18 protein-coding genes are annotated in these 24,169 nt (G+C 43.8%); 16 read left to right on the top strand and 2 right to left on the bottom strand.

The window, feature by feature from the left end; translation table 11 throughout:
* Positions 1–49 precede the first annotated feature (49 nt).
* The 6 genes from DUL71_RS17580 (at position 50) to DUL71_RS17610 (ending at position 6,723) form a co-directional block, all read left to right on the top strand.
* Positions 50–676 (top strand): thiamine phosphate synthase, encoded by a 627-nt coding sequence (locus DUL71_RS17580; protein ID WP_114939341.1) that lies wholly within the window; start codon positions 50–52, stop codon positions 674–676.
* 318 nt (positions 677–994) lie between these two features.
* Complete coding sequence (locus DUL71_RS17585) at positions 995–1,567, top strand: thiamine diphosphokinase (RefSeq protein WP_114939342.1); 573 nt, start codon at positions 995–997, stop codon at positions 1,565–1,567.
* A gap of 150 nt (positions 1,568–1,717) precedes the next feature.
* Positions 1,718–2,839 carry a DUF6515 family protein gene (locus DUL71_RS32025; protein WP_154402422.1) on the top strand — a complete coding sequence of 374 codons (1,122 nt, stop codon included), beginning with the start codon at positions 1,718–1,720 and terminating at the stop codon, positions 2,837–2,839.
* A gap of 338 nt (positions 2,840–3,177) precedes the next feature.
* On the top strand, positions 3,178–4,458 hold the full coding sequence (locus DUL71_RS17600; protein WP_114939344.1) for a replication-associated recombination protein A: 1,281 nt from the start codon (positions 3,178–3,180) through the stop codon (positions 4,456–4,458).
* Between the two features lie 69 nt (positions 4,459–4,527).
* Positions 4,528–6,003, top strand: a complete 1,476-nt coding sequence (locus DUL71_RS17605; RefSeq protein ID WP_114939345.1) for a DUF5687 family protein — start codon at positions 4,528–4,530, stop codon at positions 6,001–6,003.
* 3 nt (positions 6,004–6,006) lie between these two features.
* The gene (locus DUL71_RS17610) at positions 6,007–6,723 is read left to right on the top strand and encodes an ABC transporter ATP-binding protein (RefSeq protein ID WP_114939346.1); all 717 of its coding nucleotides are present in this window, start codon (positions 6,007–6,009) and stop codon (positions 6,721–6,723) included.
* 116 nt (positions 6,724–6,839) lie between these two features.
* Here the strand turns inward: DUL71_RS17610 and DUL71_RS17615 are convergent, their stop codons facing one another.
* Both DUL71_RS17615 and DUL71_RS17620 read right to left on the bottom strand, forming a co-directional pair.
* Positions 6,840–8,081: a peroxiredoxin family protein gene (locus DUL71_RS17615; protein ID WP_114939347.1), complete on the bottom strand. Its 1,242-nt coding sequence runs from the start codon at positions 8,079–8,081 to the stop codon at positions 6,840–6,842.
* A 57-nt stretch (positions 8,082–8,138) separates the two neighbouring features.
* Positions 8,139–9,278 (bottom strand): acyl-CoA dehydrogenase, encoded by a 1,140-nt coding sequence (locus DUL71_RS17620; RefSeq protein WP_114939348.1) that lies wholly within the window; start codon positions 9,276–9,278, stop codon positions 8,139–8,141.
* A gap of 406 nt (positions 9,279–9,684) precedes the next feature.
* Between DUL71_RS17620 and DUL71_RS17625 the strand changes: the two genes are divergently transcribed.
* The 10 genes from DUL71_RS17625 (at position 9,685) to DUL71_RS17670 (ending at position 24,168) form a co-directional block, all read left to right on the top strand.
* On the top strand, positions 9,685–9,927 hold the full coding sequence (locus DUL71_RS17625) for a helix-turn-helix domain-containing protein (protein ID WP_114939349.1): 243 nt from the start codon (positions 9,685–9,687) through the stop codon (positions 9,925–9,927).
* Positions 9,928–10,012: 85 nt separating this feature from the next.
* On the top strand, positions 10,013–12,067 hold the full coding sequence (locus DUL71_RS17630) for a M13 family metallopeptidase (RefSeq protein WP_114939350.1): 2,055 nt from the start codon (positions 10,013–10,015) through the stop codon (positions 12,065–12,067).
* A 310-nt stretch (positions 12,068–12,377) separates the two neighbouring features.
* Positions 12,378–14,432, top strand: a complete 2,055-nt coding sequence (locus DUL71_RS17635; protein WP_114939351.1) for a M13 family metallopeptidase — start codon at positions 12,378–12,380, stop codon at positions 14,430–14,432.
* A 592-nt stretch (positions 14,433–15,024) separates the two neighbouring features.
* The gene (locus DUL71_RS17640) at positions 15,025–17,919 is read left to right on the top strand and encodes a DEAD/DEAH box helicase (protein WP_114939352.1); all 2,895 of its coding nucleotides are present in this window, start codon (positions 15,025–15,027) and stop codon (positions 17,917–17,919) included.
* Between the two features lie 422 nt (positions 17,920–18,341).
* The gene (locus DUL71_RS17645) at positions 18,342–19,388 is read left to right on the top strand and encodes an AAA family ATPase (RefSeq protein WP_112574428.1); all 1,047 of its coding nucleotides are present in this window, start codon (positions 18,342–18,344) and stop codon (positions 19,386–19,388) included.
* Between the two features lie 123 nt (positions 19,389–19,511).
* Positions 19,512–20,393 (top strand): DUF58 domain-containing protein, encoded by an 882-nt coding sequence (locus DUL71_RS17650; RefSeq protein ID WP_114939353.1) that lies wholly within the window; start codon positions 19,512–19,514, stop codon positions 20,391–20,393.
* Between the two features lie 5 nt (positions 20,394–20,398).
* Complete coding sequence (locus tag DUL71_RS17655; protein ID WP_114939354.1) at positions 20,399–21,370, top strand: hypothetical protein; 972 nt, start codon at positions 20,399–20,401, stop codon at positions 21,368–21,370.
* Positions 21,367–22,371: a vWA domain-containing protein gene (locus DUL71_RS17660; protein WP_208644765.1), complete on the top strand. Its 1,005-nt coding sequence runs from the start codon at positions 21,367–21,369 to the stop codon at positions 22,369–22,371. Before DUL71_RS17655 ends, DUL71_RS17660 begins: the two co-directional genes overlap by 4 nt.
* A 4-nt stretch (positions 22,372–22,375) precedes the next feature.
* Positions 22,376–23,416, top strand: coding sequence for a vWA domain-containing protein (locus DUL71_RS17665; protein ID WP_114939355.1), 1,041 nt, complete (start codon positions 22,376–22,378; stop codon positions 23,414–23,416).
* The gene (locus tag DUL71_RS17670) at positions 23,413–24,168 is read left to right on the top strand and encodes a tetratricopeptide repeat protein (RefSeq protein WP_114939356.1); all 756 of its coding nucleotides are present in this window, start codon (positions 23,413–23,415) and stop codon (positions 24,166–24,168) included. The genes DUL71_RS17665 and DUL71_RS17670 overlap by 4 nt, the downstream gene beginning before the upstream one ends.
* Position 24,169: the final 1 nt, after the last annotated feature.

Genomic DNA, 24,169 nt, shown 5'->3' on the forward strand with positions numbered 1-24,169 from the left:
AGCCAAACGGCCTTGTTTGGCTCGGGACTTTTTAATTTGGAAAAAAGCGATGAAAAAATATATCTCCAGATTTCATTACGTTACACAGGATATGCCGGGCCGAAGCCATGTGCAGCAGGTACAAATTGCTTGCGGCGCAGGCGCAAACTGGGTGCAATATCATTGCATGAGTAAACCCGAAGACGAACTGATTGACGAAATAAACGAGATAGCCGAAATTTGCGACGATTGGGGAGCAACCCTTATCATCGCCAACCATTATGATTTGATTGACCGGGTTGACGCACAGGGTGTACATATTGATGATATCGACGCTGACCTCCCGACTATACGAAAAATTATCGGCGCGGATAAAACCCTTGGCGCATCTGTTAATGACGCTGACGAACTACTAAAATTACAAAGCACCGGCGTAGTTGATTATTACGCCTATGGCCCGTTTTCATCTACTTTAACCGATGACTCGAACGATAGTGTCCCTCTTGGCTTTGGCGGATATCGTGAACTGGAAAAGCTGGGTATCAACATTCCTGTAATTGCCGCCGGCGGCATCCAATTGGATGATGTAGAACCTTTGCTTCAAACAGGAATAGATGGAATAGCGGTATCATCGGCTATAAATCTCGTTTCTGATCCGGCAGCAAGCATTAAGGAGTTTTATAGAAAGATGTATTGATGGTGAGCCGCCCTCTATCCCCTGTCATTTCGATACGAGGAACGAGTGAGAAATCTTATACGTCTTGCTGATTCCGCACGCGTATCAGATTTGCTTAACGTACAAGATTTCTCTTTCGCTCCTGGCACACTTCCCCTACCATGCTCTATCGAAATGACATCGATTTTAAAAAGACCCCGTTTCCTAATAGTCACTTGGACTAAACTATTTAAAAAAAGCGATTCTACCGTCATAAAACATTGATTTGGTTTCAGCAATCAATAAAAACCTCATCTTTATATTTTCATTTAATATTCATCTGTTCCATCTACATTAGCAATGTCATCACATCATATAGTTCGCGAAAAACAGGAGCCTGCTTTACTGGTTTTAAGTATGGATACTTTTGACGAGGAAATGCTTGGTCAGTTGTTGGAGTGGAGCCCTACGGTGATTTGCACAACCGATACTGCAGAAAAACTGAACACCTCGGGCATCAAGGTTGACTGGATAATTAGCGATGGTGATGCAGGTGATTTGCAATCGGATGTAAAGCTGATGCCAACCGGCGAGGATAACTCGGCCGGCGCTGCTTTAAAATACCTGGTAACGCATAATTACCCGGCGGTTAATGTGGTTACTGATGTACTGGAGCTGAAAGATTTTTTGTTTTATGCTGATAAAATAAGCCTGGTAATTTTCAGGGAGCAACAAAAGATCTACCCGGTTAATTCGGGTTTCAGTAAGTGGAAACCGGCAGGCGACTTCATTGAATTGCTTTCGCACCCTTCGGGCTTGCAATTAAGCGGGCTTGAAGCCGTTGGCGGCAACAGGTATAAAACCACACACGATGGCTTTTTTACCCTTCAGTTTGAGCAATCTTTTTTGTTCATTGCCGAGGATATAGCGTAGCGAAACCGGCGACCTGTACGTATAGATAGTATTGGTTCGCTTTTTGAGTAAAAAATAATTTAAAACGCGTTAAACCGTTTAAACATTTAATAGTCTATATATTTATATCAGCAAAAAATATTATGCTGATCAGTTAAAAATTCTTTCATCATGAAAAGGACATATAAAAATCTATTAACAATTGCTTTAGGAGGCTTGTTGAGCCTGTCTTTAGCATTCAATGCTGATGCACAACGTGGCGGCGGTGGTTCTCGTGGTGGCGGCGGTGGCGGAGGAGGCGGTGGCTCAAGATCGTCAGGCGGCGGTGGTGGCGGAGGCGGTAGTTTTTCCCGTCCTTCAGGTGGCAGTTTTTCACGCCCTTCAACCTCGTTTAACGGTAGCACCCGTACCGCGATAGCTGCACCACAACGTAGCTATGGCACCGATTCACGTAGTAGCTACGGCACTCCGCAACAACGCAGCTATGGTGGTATCAGGCCAAACAGCTCATCAATAGCACCACAACGCAGCTATGGCAGCACTGCCCGTGTATACAATGGCACTCGTGGCGGTTATGCAACTGTAGACAGAAGAGTTTACAATGGCGGTCGTGGTACCTATTACAGAGGCGGTGGTTACGCCTATGGTGGTCGCAGGGTTTATCCTGGCACTTACCACTACGGTGGCCGTGGCGGTTACTTTGGCAGTCACTACTACTATCCATACCGTAACTATTATAATTCGTTTTATTATCCACGTTTAGGTTTTAGCATAGGTTTCTTGCCATACGGCTACTATCCTTTCTGGTGGGGCGATTACCAATACTACTACAGCGATGGTTTGTACTATCGTCAGTACAACGATCAATATACCGTTGTTGAGCCTCCAATTGGTGCCGAGATCAAAACCTTGCCATCAGGTGCAGAATCAATCATGATCAACGGCGAGCAGTATTATGAGTTGAATGGTGTTTACTATCAGCCATATACTAAAGACGATGGATCAACAGTTTACGTGATTGCCGGTAAAGACGGTCAGTTAAATACCGATCAGGGTAACGGCGATGGCAGCAGTGTTGATCAGGGCCCGCAAATTGGCGACATTGTAACCCAATTACCAGCTGATTGCAGGAAGATCAAGATCAATGGCGAAAAGCTATTTGTATCTCCTGATGGTTACTACTACCAGGAAACTCAAAATGGCGACAACAAAGCTTACAAAATTGTAGGTACTCCGTCAGATGATCCTGAAGATAATAATAACGACAGCGATCAAAATCCTAACCAACAGTAATTAATAAAAATTCGAATATATATTGCAAAGGCTGCTTCCGTAATGGAGGCAGCCTTTTTTGTTGATGTGTTGTTCCATGCTTTCAGTAAGAAATCGCAAAATTGTCATTTCGAACGAACCAATTGGAGCTGTGTGCAAGGGTGAGGAGAAATCTTATACACCCAGTACTGAGGTTAAGCAGGGCGTATAAGATTTCTCTTTCGCCCCAACGCTCCTTCCCGGCGGTGCTCTATCGAAATGACATTTTTCCATTACTTCCTTTTTTAAGCAATTGGGGTTGCTTCATTAATTACTAATTTTTTTAGGATTTAGCGTTTTCTTTTCTGAATTTTACTTTTATGAATAACCTCCCGCCATTAGCCGAACGTATGCGCCCCAAATCGCTTAACGATTACGTTGGGCAAAAACATCTTGTTGGACAGGGAGCTGTTCTGCGTAAAGCCATCGAATCGGGCTCGTTGCCATCAATGATATTTTGGGGGCCGCCAGGCGTTGGTAAAACAACGTTGGCCTATATCATTTCGCAATCGCTTTTTCGGCCGTTTTTTGCTTTGAGTGCCATCAATTCGGGAGTTAAGGATGTACGCGAGGTAATAGAAAAAGCATCTCAGTTAAAAGAACAAGGTGCCATACTGCCGATATTATTTATTGATGAGATCCACCGTTTTTCCAAATCCCAGCAGGATTCTCTTTTAGGTGCCGTAGAACGGGGCATAGTTACCCTGATAGGCGCTACTACCGAAAATCCATCCTTCGAGGTTATCTCGGCTTTGCTCTCACGGTGCCAGGTTTACATATTGCAACCACTTTCCGAAACCGACCTGATTGACCTGCTAAACAAATCCATGCAGGAAGATGTGGTTTTGAAGGAAAAAAACATCACCATAAAAGATTACGAAGCTTTACTGCGCCTTTCGGGAGGCGATGCCCGCAAGCTGCTCAATATTTTTGAGTTGCTGATCAATGCCTTCGACACCCAGGAAATAATATTAACCGATGAAGTTGTACTGGAACATGTGCAGCAAAACATGGCTCTGTATGACAAAACAGGCGAGCAGCACTATGACATTATTTCGGCCTTTATCAAATCTATGCGGGGTTCTGATCCTAACGGTGCGGTTTACTGGCTGGCGCGTATGATAGTGGGCGGCGAAGATCCGCTGTTTATCGCCCGCCGTATGCTCATTCTCGCCTCCGAAGATATTGGCAACGCTAATCCAAACGCCCTGCTGCTGGCACAAAGCTGCTTTGAAGCGGTTAATAAAATAGGCATGCCCGAATCGCAGCTGATATTATCGCAAACAGCTATTTATCTGGCTACTTCTCCTAAAAGTAACTCTGCTACTACAGCCATAGGTGCAGCTATAGCCCTGGTGCGCCAAACCGGCGATTTACCAGTGCCGCTGCATTTGCGGAATGCCCCAACCAAGTTTATGAAAAATATAGGCTACGGAAAGGACTACAAATACGCCCATAGCTACGAGGGCAATTTTACTGATCTTGATTTCCTGCCCGACGCCCTCCGCGGAACAAAAATTTATGATCCCGGTAACAATGCGCGCGAAAATGAATCAAAAGAAAAGTTAAGAAAACTTTGGGGCGACAGGTATAAATACTAATTTAAGCCTTGCTTTCAAAGGGTATATCTTTAACTAAACCTATACCTTAACCCTTAACTGTCTATATCTATGATCACTACCTTCCTCGGGCACGAACTAAAAGCTTTCTGGCGGTCAAAAAACACAGGTAAAAGTATCGCTATCCGCGTGGTAATGGCCTTACTTATCCTTTATCTTTTTGCCTGCATTTTGTTTGCGGGGCTATTTTTAAATAAAATTTTGGAAGCAGCCTTTCCGCATGATGACGTGGTGATCTCTTTTTGCGGCATTATCCTCCTTTACTTTTTGTTTGACCTGATCATGCGCATGCAGTTGCAGGAGTTGCCTACCTTAAGGGTTCAACCCTATCTCCATTTGCCTGTTAAACGCAATACTGTAGTATCATACCTGGCTTTCACGGCTATGCTCTCGGTTTTTAACCTTTGGCCCATTATACTTTTTATCCCCTTTGTTTTAAAGGTGATCCTGACTGACTCGGGCGCTTTGCCGGCATTGGCCTTTGTACTGGCCATTTTAGGCTTTATGCTCTTCAACAATTACCTGGCCTTATTTATTAAGCGCAAGGCCAATTTAAACGGATGGGTTTTTCTGATATTCATAGCAACACTGGGACTGATCATCACAGGCGATTTTAAATTCCACCTGTACTCAGTCCGTAATACTTCTTACCTCTATTTCGGGCATTTGCTCACTAAACCGGTATTAGTATTACTCCCTATGATACTTGCTGTAGCCATGTACTACATCAATTTTGCCTACTTAAAGCAAAATCTCTACCTCGAAGAATTAAGCTCACGCAAGGCATCAGCCTATAAAAGCAGCACAGAGTTTCCGTTGTTAAACCGGTTTGGAAAGGTTGGCGATCTGGTAGCTAATGAGCTGAAATTGATTTTCCGCAACAAGCGCCCTCGCTCGGCACTGGTTATGGGCTTATTCTTTATGTTTTATGGGCTCATATTTTATACCAACAGCCATTACGGACAAACCTGGTACATTTTTGTTGGCATGTTCATGACGGGTATTTTCATCATTAACTACGGTCAGTTCATGTATAGCTGGCAGGCCGCGCATTTTGATGGTTTGTTGGTGAGCAAGATCAACTTCCGCGATTTCTTGAAGGCTAAATACCTGTTGTTTACCATGGTATCAACGGTGGCCTTTATCCTAACCACACCTTATGCCTATTTTGGCTGGCACATTGTATTAGTGCATTTTGTAATGTACCTGTGGAACATCGGCGTTAACACAACTATAGTGTTGTTTTTTGCTAACCGCAATGCAAAAAGCATCAACCTGTCAAAAGGCGCTTCATTTAACTGGGAAGGTGTAGGCGCTACGCAGATGCTCATCTCGTTCCCGCTTATGCTCACGCCATATATTATTTACCTCCCCTTCTCCCTGTTTAAGCATGCCGATATTGGGCTGGCCATGCTTGCCACTATAGGGATCATATTTGTTTTAACCCGCGACTTTTGGGTTAAAAAACTGGAAGAGGATTTTATACAAAAACGTTACACCATTGCCGAAGGCTTCAGAAATAAATAAAACATGATTGAAGTAAGAAATTTAAAAAAGATTTATAACGGCGTTACCGTTGTAGATGTACCAGCACTGCAAATCAATAAAGGTGAAAGCGTTGGCCTTGTGGGCAATAACGGCGCAGGAAAAACCACGCTGTTCCGGATGGTGCTTGATTTGATCCGGGCCGAAAGTGGCGAAATCTTATCAAATGGCGAGGTTGTAGCCGGTCATGAAAAATGGAAAGATTACACCGCCGCCTATCTCGATGAAGGTTTTTTAATAGACTACCTCACGCCCGAAGAATATTTTTATTTCATAGGAGGATTGCACAATCTCAACAAGGCGCATGTTGATGAAGTATTAATAAGCCTCACCGACTTTTTTAATGGCGAGATCCTGAAAAAAGGTAAATACATCCGCGATCTTTCTAAAGGAAATCAATGCAAGGTAGGTGTTGCATCCTGCTTGCTGCAAGAGCCTGAATTGTTAATGCTCGACGAGCCTTTCGCCAACATCGACCCAAGTACCCAGTTCAGACTTAAAAACCTGCTGAAAGACCTCAATAAAAGCAAAGGTGTAACCACCATAGTATCCAGTCACGATCTTAACCATATCACCGATGTTTGTGACAGGATCCTGCTGATGGAAAAGGGCGTGATCATTAAAGATATCGCAACCAGTTCATCTACGTTGAATGAGTTAGAGGCGTATTTTGGGGTACAAGTTGCCCCCCCCGCCCCCTAAAGGGGGTGCCTTTGATTTGCAAGGTTTATATTGCTTTCAAACAAAAAAGGCATTGCCGATGGCGATGCCTTTTTTGTTTATGCGTAAAAAGAGCAGCTTGAAGGTAAGCACCCCCTTTAGGGGGCGGGGGGGGCGACAAGTAAATCATCCGTTAGCTTTTCAAACTCACTGATAAACTCTGTGTAATGCTCACCGGTTCCCGGGCCACTAAAACCGGTATGGATTTTTTGTACATCACCGCTTTTATCAATAATAATGGTGGTTGGGAAACCAACTACTTTTGATAGCATAGGCAAACTTTGAGCTGTTTGCTTTTTGTCGCTGGTGTAGCCTGTTATCAATAGCGGATAGGTTACTTTAAACCTGTCTTTCACCTGCTGTAGCGCTTTCTTCGATTTCTCAAAATCGGTGGTGCGCTCGTAGGCCAGACCAATTACTTCGACACCTTTATTGTGGTATTTTTTATAGTAGTTAACCATATAAGCGGTTTCATCCATACAGTTGGGGCACCATGAGCCCAGGATCTGAACAATGACTACTTTATTCTTGAACCTTTCATCATCCAATGACACCGTTTTACCATCAAGATCTTTAAAGCTGAAAGCTAATTTTTTATAGCCCGACTTTAACGACGTGAGAGAATATGCATCAGGCAATTTGGCGTTTTCATCTTTTACTGCTGTCCACGCCTGTACTGAAGAATACCCTGCGTAAAATTTACCGTCGGTTATCGTTTTATCGTCGCTGATAGTAGCGGTAAAGGTATAAGCGTGACCGCCATCAAAAGTAGACAGGTAAAGTTTGTTACCACTCACCGAACCCTCAAGGTAGCGGTAGTCGCCGGTGGTGGTCAGGAAAGTACCGGTAAGTTTATTGCCATCCTGTTTAAACTCGCCAACGGTTGTATCACGGCCCTCCCCTTGGCCAAATACTGCCGACCAGCGGCCACCAATATTAAACGCGGGTTTTTCCGGGCTTTTGAAAAATCGCCATGAAGTATTAGGCACTGCACTGAATGGAACAAGAAGATCATTATCGGCCAGGTGCCTTACCCAATTGCCGTTAAGGCTATCTCCATTAAGTTTCAGTTTAAAATCAGAATTGAACAAAGGCATGTGGATAAAAACAGAATCGCCTTTGGTGGTAACATCGGTTACCTTAAAATGCTCGGCACCGTTAATAATGGCTAATTGTGATTTGCCTCCGGTGCTATTAACCTCAAAATTGAAAGGAATTTCGGTACCCGATTTTGTTTTAAGCGCACCACGCCATTCGCCGGTTTTTAGTTTAGTTTGAGCAAAGCCGGTTTGCAGAAATAGTAATCCGCAAACACCGGCCGCGATATTTTTGAAAGTCATACTTAAATATATAGTCTACTTAATCTATATACTTTCAAAGGTATAAAAACAGTACCGTTATTTCAACAATCCGCGCGAAATGACAATTCTTTGAATTTCAGACGTCCCCTCATAAATCTGCGTTATTTTAGCATCCCGCATCAGGCGTTCAACGTGATATTCCTTCACATAACCGTAACCGCCATGGATCTGAACAGCTTCGGTAGTAGTTCGCATAGCCACATCAGAGGCATATAATTTAGCCATTGACGAGGCGTGCACATATGGTTTACCATGGTCTTTAAGCCAGGCTGCCTTTAGACACATTAAACGGGCAGCTTCAATTTCCGTTGCCATATCGGCCAGCTTAAACTGGATAGCCTGATGATCGGCCAGTGTTTTGCCAAAGGTTTTACGTTCCTTAGCATATTGCACTGCCAGCTCATAAGCACCCGAAGCCAGGCCCAAAGCCTGCGAGGCGATCCCTATCCGGCCGCCTTCAAGCAATCCCATAGCGAATTTAAAACCAAAGCCGTCTTCGCCAATACGGTTTTCCTTGGGCACTTTAACATCGGTAAACATCAGTGAATGAGTATCTGATCCCCTCACGCCCATTTTATTTTCTTTAGCGCCAACAGTAAAACCAGACATACCTTTTTCAACAATAAAGGCATTAATGCCGTGATGTTTTTTAGCTACATCAGTCTGGGCTATCACAATATAGGTAGAAGCCGTGCTACCACTGGTGATCCAGTTTTTGGTACCATTGAGCAGGTAATGATCGCCCATATCAATAGCGGTTGTTTTTTGCGATGTAGCATCAGATCCTGCCTCGGGCTCCGAAAGGCAAAACGCACCGATACATTCGCCTTTGGCTAACGGTACCAGGTATTTCTGCTTCTGTTCTTCGCTGCCATACTTCTCAAGTCCATAACATACCAGCGAATTATTTACAGATACAATTACGGAGGTGGAGGCATCAATTTTGGAAAGCTCTTCCATCACCAGCACGTACGATATAGCATCCAGGCCGGCCCCGCCATACTGCGGCGATACCATCATGCCCAAGAAACCAAGTTCGCCAAGCTTCCTTACTTGTTCGGCGGGAAATTTTTGCAGTTCGTCGCGTTCTATAACACCAGGTTTCAATTCTGTTTGCGCAAAATCGCGCGCAGCCTGGCGAATCATTTTTTGTTCTTCGGTCAGTTCAAAATACATGGGTATAATTAAAACATAAATATATAAATTACTATGCATGCATAGTAAAATTTTATAAACAAAAAAAGAGAGCTTTTTTGAAGCTCCCTTTCCCCTAATTAATTTAAACTATTGATTAAACCCAAAACAAAGAACAAAAAATCTCAACTTGGGCGTCTGAGAATTCAATTTTAATTTTTCACAGGTAGATGTTACTAAATCTCTTATTTTTTCACAGATGATACAGGGCGTGTAATTCTATACAAATCTTTTGCCATAATTATAAAATTGTGGCATTAATATTTCATGTTTAAACGTTAGTTGTTCATTTTTATAAAAGAATAATATCTGCATATAAAATGTATTGATGATATTTTATTTTTAGCTTTCACAAAAAACATAAAATATTCAATAAGCCGATCCACCCATGCTTTTAACTGATTTTGAATACCTTAACGACACCGATAACGCGTTTAAACGAAAAGTAGCCTTGCAGATTAAAACGCTACGCAAGCAAAACCGGGTTACTCAGGAGAAGTTTTTTAAAGAAACACGCATAAATATTGCAAGGCTCGAATCAGGTATTATTGATATCAGATTAGAAACACTTCGTAAAATTTGTTATTATTTTAACGTTTCGTTAGCAGGTTTTTTCCAGGAGATATATTAAATTATCATATTTAGAAAAAAACGTTGTCCTAAATTCTATTATAACATACAGTCGTTGTATTTTAATTCATACACACACCTAAAAAATGAACAAACAAATCCACTCCTTATCCATAATTGCCATTTCGCTCGGCACTTTGCTCTGTGCCTGCAGCCATGAAGACAAGACAAAAGCGTACGAAGCCGGCGATCCTGTGATCCATAATATGGACACTACTGTAAAACCGGGCGACGATTTTTTTAAATACGCTAACGGCGCCTGGCTGCGCAAAAATCCTATTCCGGCGGCATACGCCTCATGGGGCATAGGCAATGTTGTGCAGGATGAGCTGCGCGACAGGATGAAGAAAATCAACGAAGATGCCCTAAAAGCCAACGCACCCAAAGGCAGCAATACCCAAAAAATAGGCGATTTCTATTTCAGTGGGATGGATACCGTTAACATTGAAAAACAGGGGTTATCACCACTTAAGGATGAGCTGGATAAAATAGACCGGATAACAGATATCAAAAGCCTGGTTGAAGAATTTGCCCATCTGCAAAGGATTGGCGTTACACAACCCATTGGCGCATACGTTGGCCAGGATGCTAAAAACAGTTCAAAAATGGCATTGGGCTTATACCAGTCGGGAATAGGCATGCCTAACCGTGATTATTATTTTAATAAGGACGAGCATAGCGTCGCCATCCGTACCGATTATCAAAATAAATACCTGCCTACCATGTTTAAACTGGCGGGCTTAACCGAAGATAAAGCTGCCGCCGCCGCTAAAAAAACTTATTCACTCGAAACTTTTCTGGCCGATAGCAGCCGTAAATTGGAAGACCTGCGCGACCCTTACCTTAACTATAACAAAATGACGCTTGCCGCCCTCAGCAAGCTGGCACCGGACATTGACTGGAAGCCCACATTTGAAAAAATGGACTACAAAAACGCGGATACTGTAATTGTAGGTCAGCCGGAATATTACAGGGCTTTAAATAAAGCTTTAAAAGTTTATACCATAGACGATTGGAAAAATTACCTGCGTAACAACCTCATCACAGCATTTGGATCATACCTGAGCAAGCCGTTCGATCAGGAGATCTTCCGCTTTTATGATAAGGTTATTGAAGGCAGTACAGCTCAGCTTCCGAGGTGGAAACGGGTATTGGATACTGAAAACGGCTTGATGGGTGAAGTTTTGGGGCAGATCTTCGTTAAAGAGTACTTCCCCGAAAAAACAAAAGAGCGCTATGTTAAACTGGTTGAAGAAATGCGGGCCAGCTTTAAAGAGCACATTGAAAAACTGGACTGGATGAGCCCGGCGACAAAGGAAAAAGCTTATTACAAGCTATCAAAGGTTAACCCTAAAGTTGGCTATCCTGATAAATGGAAAGATTTTTCAACTTTGGAGATCAACCGTGGCCCTTATGCCCTCAATGTATTGCGGGCAAATGAGTGGTGGCACAACTTCAGCGCGGCTAAACTGGGCAAACCTGTCGACCGTACCGAGTGGGATATCACCCCGCAAACCTATAATGCTTATTATAACCCATCAAACAACGAGATTGTATTGCCGGCGGGCATTTTTACCATTCCCGGCTACAAGGATGAGAATATTGACGATGCCATTATTTACGGTTATGCAGCGGCTTCAACCATCGGCCACGAAATGACACACGGGTTTGATGACCAGGGCCGCCAATTTGATGCTGCCGGAAACCTGAAAGCCTGGTGGACACCACAGGATTCGGTAAAATTTAGTCAGCGTGCAAAAATGCTTATCGACCAGTTTAATGGCTACAGCATTTACGGTTTACATGTAAACGGCAAAGCCACCCAGGGCGAAAACATTGCCGACCTTGGCGGCATTGTAATTGGGCTTGATGCTTTCAAGAAAACCCAACAATACAAAGAAGGCAAACTCATTAACGGCTTAACGCCATTACAACGCTACTTTTTAGGTTATTCTTTGGGCTGGCTTACACAGGACAGGAAAGAATCACTATCAAGCCAGATCTTAACTAACGAACACGCTCCGGCCTTTATGCGTGTTAACGGCCCATTTACAGATGTACCTGAATTTTACGAGGCATTTCATATTAAAAAGGGCGATAAAATGTGGATTGATCCGGATAAAAGGGTGAAGATTTGGTAAGCCCCCCAGCCCCCTAAAGGGGGAGCTTGCGAACAATAATGCGTTAGGGATCGGAGCGGATACCGGCCCGTGGCTAATGCCTGTGCAGTATGAGCATAGAGCCCGGCCGCAGGCAACGCCCATAAATTAAGAAACAATTCACGTTGTTATTAGTTATTGCAAGCCGACTAACTTTCATATAAACAAATACAACAATATTGAATAATCTGGTTGATTCCCGCATATTTTAACCCCAAACATATTCCATATTGTTACAAAGGCCTTATTTAAAGGCCTTTGTTTTTATTAAATTTGTTCAAAACGTGTTGACATGACCAAACTTTACAAAGCAACCCTCTTTGGCGGGGCCGCGTTGGCTCTATTTGCCCTCAGCGCCTACCAAATAAAAACTACAGATAAACCCGCCGATCCTGTTTATGATAATCTCGATAAATCGGTAAAACCCGGCGATGATTTTTTTAAATATGCTAATGGCGGATGGCTTAAACGCAACCCGATACCGGCTGCCTATTCAAGCTGGGGTATAGGCAATGTGGTTTCTGAAGAACTGCGTGACCGGCTCAAAAAAATCAATGAAGATGCTTTACATGCCAACGCGCCTAAAGGTTCATCCACCCAAAAAATAGGTGACTTTTATTATACCGGGCTGGATAGCGTTAACATCGAGAAGCAAGGTATTAACCCGATAAAAGCACAACTGGATATTATCGATCAGGCTACAGATATAGCCGGGATTCTGAATGCCGCTGCCGTTTTAACAACTACCGGCACCCGTAACGTTATAGGTAGCGGCGTACGGCAGGATGCCAAGAACAGCGTTAAAACCATTGTACAACTGAGCCAGTCGGGTTTGGGTTTACCTAACCGTGATTATTATTTTAAGACGGATGCCCGCACTACTAAGGTCCGTACAGATTATATGACCAGCCACCTGCCCTCCATGCTGAAATTATCGGGTTGGGACGATCAAAAAGCCACGCAGGGAGCAGCAAGCGTATTTAAAATTGAGAAATTTTTGGCTGATAGCAGCCGCAAACTCGAAAACCTGCGCGATCCGTATCGCAACTATAACAAATTGACCATAGCCCAACTGGGCAAGCTTACCCCCAACATCAACTGGCCGGTCATATTCAGCAAGCTGGAATATAAACAGCCAATAGATACCGTAATTGTTGGTCAGCCGGAGTATTACCGGGCGGTTAATACCGCGCTTTCCACATTTTCGGTTGATGAATGGAAAGCTTATTTGCGCTGGAAACTGATCTCATCATATGCCCCGTATCTTAATTCGGCTGCCGATGCCGAAAGTTTCCGGTTTAGCGGCAAAGTAATATCCGGCCGTAAAGAACAATTACCCCGCTGGAAACGGGTACTGGATACCGAAAACGGCTTAATGGGTGAACTGCTTGGGCAACTTTTTGTGAAAGAGTATTTTCCGGCTGAAGCCAAGCAACGCTATACCGATATGGTTGAGGCCATCCGTCAGGCTTATCGTGAGCATATTGCCAAACTGGATTGGATGAGTCCCGAAACCAAGCAAAAGGCATTGGTTAAACTGAATGCCATTCACCCCAAAGTTGGCTACCCAGATAAATGGAAAGATTTTTCAAACATGGAGATCAGCCGTGATTCGTACGCGGGCAATGTAATGCAGGCCAGGCATTGGGCTTACCTGTTCAATATTAACAAACTGGGCAAACCGGTTGACCATACCGAATGGGGAATGACACCGCAAACCTATAACGCCAGTTACAGCCCATCAAATAATGAAATCACTTTACCTGCGGCACAGTTCAGTATTCCGGGCGTAAAAGACAGCGAGGTTGATGATGCCGTGGCTTATGGATACGTAGCTGCATCAACCATAGGCCATGAAATCACTCATGGTTTTGACGATGAAGGCAGGCAGTTTGATGCCAAAGGCAATCTCAGGGCCTGGTGGACACCGACCGATTCAGCAAAATTCACCAAACGTGCCAATATGCTTGCCGATCAGTTTAGCAGCTATGTAGTGCTGGACAGCCTGCACGTAAACGGTAAAGCATCGTTAGGCGAAAACATTGCCGATTTGGGTGGAATTGTATTAGGTATTGATGCTTTTAAAAAGACCCAACAGTACAAAGAAGGCAAACTTATTGACGGGCTTACGCCAATGCAACGTTTCTTTTTAGGCTATGCACTCGGCTGGCTCGGCCAACAGCGCGATGAGTCATTGGCTAACCAGATACTGACTGATGTGCACGCTCCCGGCTTTTTAAGGGTGAATGGCCCGTTTAGTGATGTACCCGAATTTTACCAGGCTTTCCATATCAAAAAAGGTGATAAGATGTGGATTGATCCGGATAAAAGGGTGAAGATTTGGTAGGTTGGGCTTTGCTCCTTTATCATATTACGATCCTCTAACAGTCTTTTTAAAGGCTGTTAGAGGATTTTTAGTGCATGGCCTGTGCGATTCCCTCCCCTGGGAGGGTGTAGGGAGGGGTTTGTGCGACATGCTAAGTTGTCGCAAAGGCGTATAAACCCCTCCCTGCCAACACACCTTCCTAACGCACCCCTCCCAAGGGAGGGAATTGTCATCTCTTGCACTATTCCTTCCTGAAAGCGCACTACATCGCTCGGCCATGCTGAACTTGTTTCAGCACCCCACGAAACAAGTGGGCGATTTGATTGGCAAGCGGCTTAGCAAATGAGGTGTTGAAACAAATTCAACATGACAGCTATCTTATTACATTATTTCACTTCAGAACCCAGACCTACGGAATTTTAAAAACTTCGTAAGTCTTTAACTCAGAAGAGGCATTCTCTACCGTCAAAAATGTGGTCAATGTTATCAAAACCATGTCAATTTCAATACTTTAACAATTTTTTAATATAAAACTCTTTCAATTAAGGTAAATTCTATTTACGTTTGAATTTTTTCTTGATGTAGCTTCAAATAATTTTTTACCCTGAAGCACATGTTACGCGTCGACAGTTCCAAACCATGCCAAATTATATATGCCATTGCAAGGCATGATTACCTGTCGTATGTAATTGAACCACACATAGTTCAGCTTAACCCCAACGGAGAATTTTCCTTAACCCACCAACGCCTGTTTTCCAATACAGCCAAGGAGTTTTGTGAATTTCTGGATGATACAGATATCAAGCTTATCAAGCTGCTGGAGGAAATGGAACAGGGTAACGTGATCAAAAGGTATTACAAAAAGCCCATCCGTCCGTTCGAGTTTTTCTCGAAGATATTCAACGAGCAGATGTTTGACATGATCCGCCCGAAACTGGAGAAACGCATAGCCGAAGCATTATCATTACTTTGCAGCAAGCAGGTGTACCAGATGAGCAAGGAGGGTTATCCCGGCGAGCGTAAACTGCAGCTGGCTACCGAAGCAGCATCGGTATTATTTCACTTCAGGCGCAACGAGGAGGAGATCAGGTATTTCCCTACCATCAAGTACCAGGGCATGCGCATCGAGTTCATGTTCAAAAATGCTGAGATCATCTGTAACCACCCGGCCTGGATGCTGCTTGACGATACTTTGTATTACTTTGATAAAGAAATTGAGGGTAAAAAACTGCAGCCATTCCTGAACAAACGCTTCATCGCTATACCCAAATCGTCCGAGCAATCGTACTTTGAAAAGTTTGTGGCCCCCCTTATCGAAAAGCATAATGTTTACGCCGAAGGATTCACCATCAATACCGAAAAGTATGATGCACGCCCTGTGCTTAAACCCATTTATATTGAAGGCGGAACATCGCAACTGCAACTTTCGTTTAAATATGCGGGATATATTTTCCCTTATGGCGATGGCAGGCATATCTCCGTAAGGATGGAAAAAAATGGTGATGATTACCTGTTCCATCGCATTAAACGCTCAACCACCTGGGAAAAAGGCAAAATGCACCAGCTGGAGCAAATGGGCCTTAAAGTAGCTTCGTCGCTATTTCAAAATTTGGAAGTTGCCGGTCGCGATGATGATGCCGACCATTCATTCTCGATTTTTGAATGGCTTAACCAGCACCACGACAAGCTTATCGAAGATGGCTTTGAACTGGAACAACCCGAAGGACAAAAGCGCTACGTTTTTGGCAGCAGCAAAATTGAACTGGTTGTAACCGAAAATAACGACTGGTTTGATATCAACGCTATGGTAAGCTTCGGCCCCTACCGTATACCTTTTATCCAGTTAAAAAACCATATCCTCAACCATAAAAAGGAATTTATCCTGCCATCTGGCGAGATCGCGGTAATTCCCGAACAATGGTTTTCGCAATATGGCAACCTGCTGCATTTTACCGAAGGTAGCAATGAACTTAAACTTCGCCGTCATCATATTGGCCTGGTTACCGACCTTGCCGAGGGCGAAATGGCCAGCGTTACCATGACACGCAAACTGCAGAAGCTTACCAATTTTGAAGAGCTTGAGGATGCGCCAATGCCGGTTAATTTTGAAGGCCAATTGAGGCCATACCAAAAAGCGGGCTATAACTGGTTCCACTTTTTAAAGCAATACCACTTTGGCGGTTGCCTTGCCGATGATATGGGTTTAGGTAAAACCATCCAGACTTTATCCTTACTGCAAAAGCATAAGGAAGATGTTGAAAATGGGGGCGGCAAAGCTACATCGCTGGTGATTATGCCTACTTCGCTGATTTATAACTGGCTTAATGAGGCCCGCAAGTTTGCGCCTCAATTAAGGCTGATGGTACATACAGGCACCATGCGTTATCGCAGTGCAGATGTTTTTGCCAACTACGATGTAGTGATCACTACCTATGGCATCAGCCGTATCGACATTGAAATGTTTAAGGATTTCTTTTTCGACTACGTGATCCTTGACGAAAGCCAGAACATTAAAAACCCGTCGTCAAAATCGTACCAGGCGGTTAAACAGCTTAAATCGCGCTTTAAACTGATCTTGAGCGGTACCCCGGTAGAAAACTCGGTTAATGATCTGTGGACGCAGATGTCGTTCATTAATCCGGGCTTGCTGGGTGCACAACAGTTTTTCCAAAACGAATTTGTAACCCCGATAGAAAAGAAAAAGGACGAAGACAAGGCCCGCAAACTACAGGCCCTCATCAAGCCTTTTGTTTTACGTCGCACCAAGGAGCAGGTGGCTACTGAGCTTCCGCCAAAAACGGAGAACCTTTTTTACTCCCAGATGACCGAAGAGCAATCGTCGGTTTATGAAGAGATAAAATCAGAATACCGTAATGAGCTATTGAAAAGCCTGGAGGATGGCACATTTGCCAAAACGCAGATCCAGGTATTACAGGGCTTGATTAAACTAAGGCAAATTGCCAATCACCCTATCATGATTGATAAAGATTACGAGGGCGATAGCGGCAAATTTGAGGACGTGGTCCACACCCTTAACAATGTACTTGATGGCGGCCATAAAGTGCTGATATTTTCGCAGTTTGTAAAACAGCTCAGCATTTACCGTGATCATTTTGACCGGGTAGGCATTCCATACGTATATCTCGATGGCAGTACCCAAAACCGTGGCGATGTGGTAAAACAGTTTCAGGAAGATGAGAAAACACGCGTATTCCTGATCTCGATAAAAGCGGGCGGTGTAGGCCTCAACCTCACCGAAGCTGATTATGTTTTCATCCTGGATCCATGGTGGAACCCGGCGGTTGAGCAACAGGCTATTGACCGTACCCACCGCATTGGCCAAACCAAAAATGTGTTCATCTATAAGTTCATCACCAAAGATTCGGTTGAAGAAAAGATCCTGGCCTTGCAGCAACGCAAACTGAGCCTGTCAAGAGCACTTATTACCACTGAAGAAAGTTTCATTAAGTCGCTTACAGCAGAGGATATTAAGGAGATATTGGGGTAAAAAATTAATACCCACTTGTCATTTCGACGAGGAACGAGGAGAAATCTTATACACTATGCAAAACCGCTGTATGTGTGATTTATAACATGGCGTATAAGATTTCTCCTCACTCCTCCTGCATTCCCATACCAGTTCGTCGAAATGACAGGAAGCGTAGATCGTAAACGAGCGCGAGCTTTCCACGCCACCATTCAATAAAATACCTTTTACCACGTTATATTGTACAAAAGCAGCTAAATAGCGTATATTGGGGGATTTACGAGGGCCGGATTTAACAATTATCATCGAACATTTTGAGTGTTAAACAGATATATCAACCGGGATATATGACGATTTAACACTTTTTAACATTTATGCAAGGATTTTAGTTGGCGAAAAATTGGCCGGGTGTTTAAGTTTGCCTACCGAAACGAAAAAAATTAATGGAAGAACAAAATAGCTATACAGGAAATGTCACTTCGGCTGCTCCAACATCGTACTCAACCGATATCAGGGCGCTGAATGAAATGATACAAAGGGAAAGCGCGTTTATCGATCTGCTGATCCTGGAGATGGATAAAGTGATCGTGGGTCAGCGTTACATGGTTGAACGTTTGCTGATCGGTTTATTGGCCAACGGCCACATTTTATTGGAAGGCGTACCGGGATTGGCGAAAACCCTTGCCATCAATACTTTGTCGAGGGCCATCCAGGCCGATTTTAGCAGGATCCAGTTTACACCGGACCTACTCCCTGCCGACGTACTGGGTACCATGATCTACAACCAAAAGAAAGAAGAGTTCATAGTGCGTAAAGGCCCTATCTTCTCTAACTTTGTTTTGGCCGATGAGATTAACCGTGCGCCTGCCAAAGTGCAAAGCGCGCTGCTTGAAGCCATGCAGGAGCGCCAGGTAACTATTGGCGATACTACCTACAAACTGCCCGACCCGTTCCTGGTGCTGGCAACCCAAAACCCTATTGAGCAGGAAGGTACATACCCACTGCCCGAAGCACAGGTTGACCGTTTTATGCTGAAAGTGGTGATCAAATATCCCAACAAAGAGGATGAGAAAAAGATCATGCGCGCTAACATTTCGCCTTCGGGCATGAATAAACCAAACGCTATTATCAAGCCGGAAGAAATCATCAAGGCCCGTAAAATAGTGCGCGAGGTTTATATGGACGAAAAGATAGAGCAATACATCATCGATATTGTTTTCGCAACCCGTTTCCCCGATCAGTTTAAGCTTGCTAAATACAAAACGCTGATCACCTTTGGCGCTTCGCCAAGGGCAAGCATCAGTTTAGCGCTGGCAGCAAAGGCTTATGCGTTTATCAAACGTCGCGGCTATGTGATCCCTGAGGATGTACGCGCTGTTTGTCATGATGTATTAAGGCACCGCGTTGGCTTAAGCTACGAGGCCGAAGCCGAGAACATCACCAGCGAGGATATCATCACAGCGATATTGAACGCGGTTGAGGTACCGTAACAGCCCCACCCAAACCCTCCCCTAAAGGGAGAGGGCTTTTAAAACAAGGCGAGTAACAGTTAATTATAACAATGATTTTTAAAAGTCATCCGCCAGCTGGCGGAGAGATTTAGAGGGGGCCAAATGGCTAAAGACACCAAGGATCTGCTAAAAAAGGTTAGGAAGATAGAGATCAAAACCCGTGGCTTAAGTAACCACTTATTTTCGGGCGAGTATCATTCTGCTTTCAAGGGGCGTGGCATGGCCTTTAGCGAGGTACGTGAATACCAGATTGGCGACGAGATCCGTACTATCGACTGGAACGTAACAGCCCGCTTTAACGCGCCTTATGTAAAAGTATTTGAAGAGGAGCGCGAGCTTACCGTTATGATACTGATGGACGTGAGCGGTTCTGAAAACTTCGGCACACAAAATCAGCAAAAGCAGGACCTTGCTACCGAGCTTTGCGCTGTACTGGCATTTTCAGCAATACAAAACAATGATAAAGTAGGTATCATATTTTTCAGCGATAAGATCGAGAAATTTATTCCACCTAAAAAAGGCCGTAGCCATATCCTGATGATCATCCGCGAATTGATCGCATTTCAGCCCGAAAACAAGGGCACCAACGTGGCCGAAGCTTTAAAATACTTCACCAGTGTTATCAAAAAGAAATGCACAGCTTTTGTGATTTCGGATTTCATCACGTCAGAGTTTGAAAACGAAATTAAGATCGCCAATAAAAAGCACGATATCATTGCTTTAAAACTTTACGATAAGCATGAGGAAGAATTCCCGAACCTGGGGCTTATCCCGGTTAAAGACGAAGAAAGCGGACAGATCATGTGGGTAAACACCGGCGATAAAGCCGTGCGCGACGCCTTTAAATGGGATGCCGTGAAACGGAATGCCGCACTTCAGGATACTTTTCGCCGTTCGGGGGTTGATTATACCACTATCGGCACACACGAATCATACGTTAAACCATTAATGACATTATTTAAAAAGCGGGAAGGCCGGCGGTAAAATATATGAACAGGTACATCAAATACACCCTGGCTATGTTTGTAACGCTTGCAGGCTTTTACCAAACAGGCAGGGCTCAAAACTTTGGGGCAAAAGCTACGCTGGATAAAAACACTATCCTTATAGGCGAACAAACACAGCTTAACTTAAGCGTCCGTTTTCACACCCAGGATAATGTCACCTTTCCAAAGGTGCCCGACAGTATAGGTAAAATTCAGGTGGTGAAAGTTAAGGCTGATACGATTTCTGATAAAAGCGATCTATCCATCAAAACCATCACCAGGCATTATACTATCACTGCTTTTGACAGCGGCCGGTACGCTATTCCATCTTATGTTTTCAAATCGGCAGTAGGAGATTTACCTACCGAAACGTTAACGCTTGATGTAAAAACAGTTGCCGTTGATACGACCAAGGGCTTTTATGATATTAAACAGCCATTAGCTGTTCATTATACTTTTTGGGATTGGCTGCATGATAACTGGAAATGGGTTATAGGCATCTGGCTTGGGTTAATGGCGATAGCCGGCGCGATTTACTACCTGCTCAAACGACCTAAAAAAGAGGTGGTTGTTGAAGAAGTTAAACCGGATGTGCCACTGCATATCCAGGCGCTTCAAAAGCTTGAAGAGATCAAGAGCAAACAGCTTTGGCAGCACGACCAGGTTAAGCAATATTATATTGAGCTGAGCGACGTAGTACGTGAATACCTTGAAAAACGGTATACCATTCAGGCGCTGGAGCAAACAACCGAAGAGATTTTTGCCAGTCTAAGAAACATGGATATAGCCAGCGAAGACAGGAACCTGTTAAGGCAACTATTGGTACTTTCGGATATGGTGAAGTTTGCCAAAGAGAAACCAGCGGCTCATGAAAATGAAAAGAGCATGGATAACGCTGTTACCTTCATTAAAGATACACAGCCTCATTATGTTAAGCCTGCAGATGTAAACGCGAAGGGAGATGAGGCAAAATGATTTGGTTTAAAGGAATAGAATTTGCACATCCGGGCTTTTTCTGGCTGTTTATCAGCATTCCGCTTATGGTGGGCTGGTACATTTGGAAACAAAAACAATTGCAGGGTAATCTGGCCATGCCTACCATCAGGGGCTTTGCCATGATCACCAAAAGCAAGCTACCGCATTTCAGGCACTTGGGTATTGTATTACGCTCATTGGCAATGGCCGCGCTTATTGTGGCGCTGGCAAGACCACAATCATCATTAAGCTGGCAGGATACTACTACCGAAGGTATCGACATTGTTATCGCGTCGGATATCTCCGGCAGTATGCTTGCCGAGGATTTTAAACCTAACAGGCTTGAGGCCGGTAAAAACATTGCCATTGATTTTATCCAAAATCGCCCTAATGACAGGATTGGTCTGGTAGTTTTCAGCGGTGAAAGCTTTACGCAATGTCCGCTTACTATTGATCACTCGGTACTGGTTAACCTTTATGCCGATATTAAAAACGGCATGATTGAAGATGGTACTGCCATTGGTATGGGGTTGGCCACTGCAGTAAACCGTTTAAAAGATAGCGAGGCCAAAAGTAAAGTAGTGATCCTCCTTACCGATGGATCCAATAACTCAGGTTCTATCCCACCAGTTACTGCTGCCGAAATTGCCAAACAGTTTGGCGTAAGGGTTTATACTGTAGGTATTGGCACCAACGGATATGCCCCTTACCCTGTTCAAACACCAATGGGCGTGCAATACCAGCGCATGAAGGTTGATATTGACGAAGGTACACTGGGTAAAATTGCCTCCATTACCGGTGGTAAATATTTCAGGGCAACCAATAACAGCGCCTTGAAAGATATTTACGAACAGATTGACAAACTGGAAAAAGCCAAGATAGATGTTACCCAGTACCGCAAAAAAACCGAACGCTTTTTGCCGTTCGCCATTATTGCGCTGGCACTTTTATCGTTAGAATTTTTAACAAGAAACACCCTGCTTAAGGGAGCTTTAACATAACAGCATGCTACGTTTTGCAAATACAGAATATTTATGGGGATTGCTTGCTATTCCGCTGCTGCTCTTTATTTTTTTAAGGGTTAACTGGTGGAAACGTAAAGCCATAGCCTCATTGGGTAATAAAGAGATAGTGCTGCAGATGATGCCGCAGGTTTCCTTTTCGCGCCCCTGGATCAAGTTTATCTTTTTCATTTTGGCTTACACGCTGGTTATCATCGGCATTGCCGACCCGCAGTTGGGTTCAAAAACCGAGGAGGTAAAACGCAAAGGGGCCGACCTGATGATACTGCTTGACGTATCAAACAGTATGCTGGCTCAGGACCTTGCCCCTAACCGCTTGGAAAACGCCAAACGCGCGTTAGCACAATTGATAGATAAGCTACATGATGATCGTATTGGTATTGTAGTATTCGCTGGTCAGGCTTATGTGCAGCTCCCGGTAACTACCGATTATTCGGCAGCTAAGTTATTCCTCAATACCATTAATACCGATATGGTGCCAACACAAGGCACAGCTATTGGCGCGGCAATTAACCTGGGGATGCAGTCGTTTGATTTTAAGAACGGTACCGGTAAATCAATGATTATTATTACCGATGGTGAAAACCATGAGGATGATGCCGTAGCCGCGGCCAAATCTGCTTTATCCAGAAATGTAACTGTTAACGTGGTTGGCGTAGGTTCGGAAGAAGGTGCACCGGTACCTATTTACCAGGATGGCAAGCAAACCGGCTTTCATAACGATAGCACCGGCCATCCGGTAGTAAGTAAGCTGGACGAGCAAATGGGCAAAGAAATAGCAGCGGCCGGAAACGGTGTTTACGTGCGTGCTAATAATGCCAACAGCGGTCTTAACATTGTGATGGATCAGATAGCCAAAGTACAGCGCAAAATGACCGATACTAAACAGTTTAAAGATTTTGAAGACCGGTTCCAATTTTTCCTGGCTATTGCCTTTGTGCTGTTACTGGCCGAGTTCTTTATCTCTATCCGTAAAAACATGCGCCTGAGCAAGATCAAATTATTTGAAGTAAAAAACACATGAAGCAATATATCATAGTCATTATTTTAATGCTGCAGGCTTCATTTCTTTTTGCCCAGCAGGAAAAAAGACTTATCAATAAGGGTAACGAGCTTTACCAGCAAAAGAAATACAAAGAGGCCGAAGCAAGCTATCGCCAGGCCATGGGCCAAAAGAACAAAACTGTTGAAAGTAATTTCAATCTTGGTGATGCCATGTTTAAGCAGCAAAAGTTTGATCAGGCATCCGAACAGTTTAATAAACTGGCGGCTTCATCAACAGATAAAAATGTAAAATCCGGAGCTTATCATAACGTCGGCAACTCCTTCCTTACCCAAAAAAAATTCCAGGAAAGTATCGACGCCTATAAAAAAGCGCTTGTTAATAATCCGGCGGATAATGAAACCCGCTATAACCTTGCTTATGCCCAAAAAATGCTAAAAAACCAGCAGGACAAGAATAAAGGCGGCGGGGGCAACAATAATAACAAGGACAAGAACAAGGATAAAAACAAGAACGATAAGAATAAAGACAACAAGGACAAGGATAAAGACAAAAAAGATCAGGATAAAAACAAGCAGGATCAGGACAAGAAAGACCAGGACAAACAAAATCAGGATCAGAAAGACCAGCAGGGACAGCAGCCTAATCAGCTATCAAAAGATGATGCACAGCGCATGCTTGACGCCCTGAACAATGATGAGAAACAAACCCAGGATAAGCTGAAGAATAAAAAATTAAAAGGTGCTAAAGTGCCTATTTCAAAAGATTGGTAAA

This window comes from Mucilaginibacter endophyticus (assembly GCF_003351025.1).
GTDB classification, from domain to species: domain Bacteria; phylum Bacteroidota; class Bacteroidia; order Sphingobacteriales; family Sphingobacteriaceae; genus Mucilaginibacter; species Mucilaginibacter endophyticus.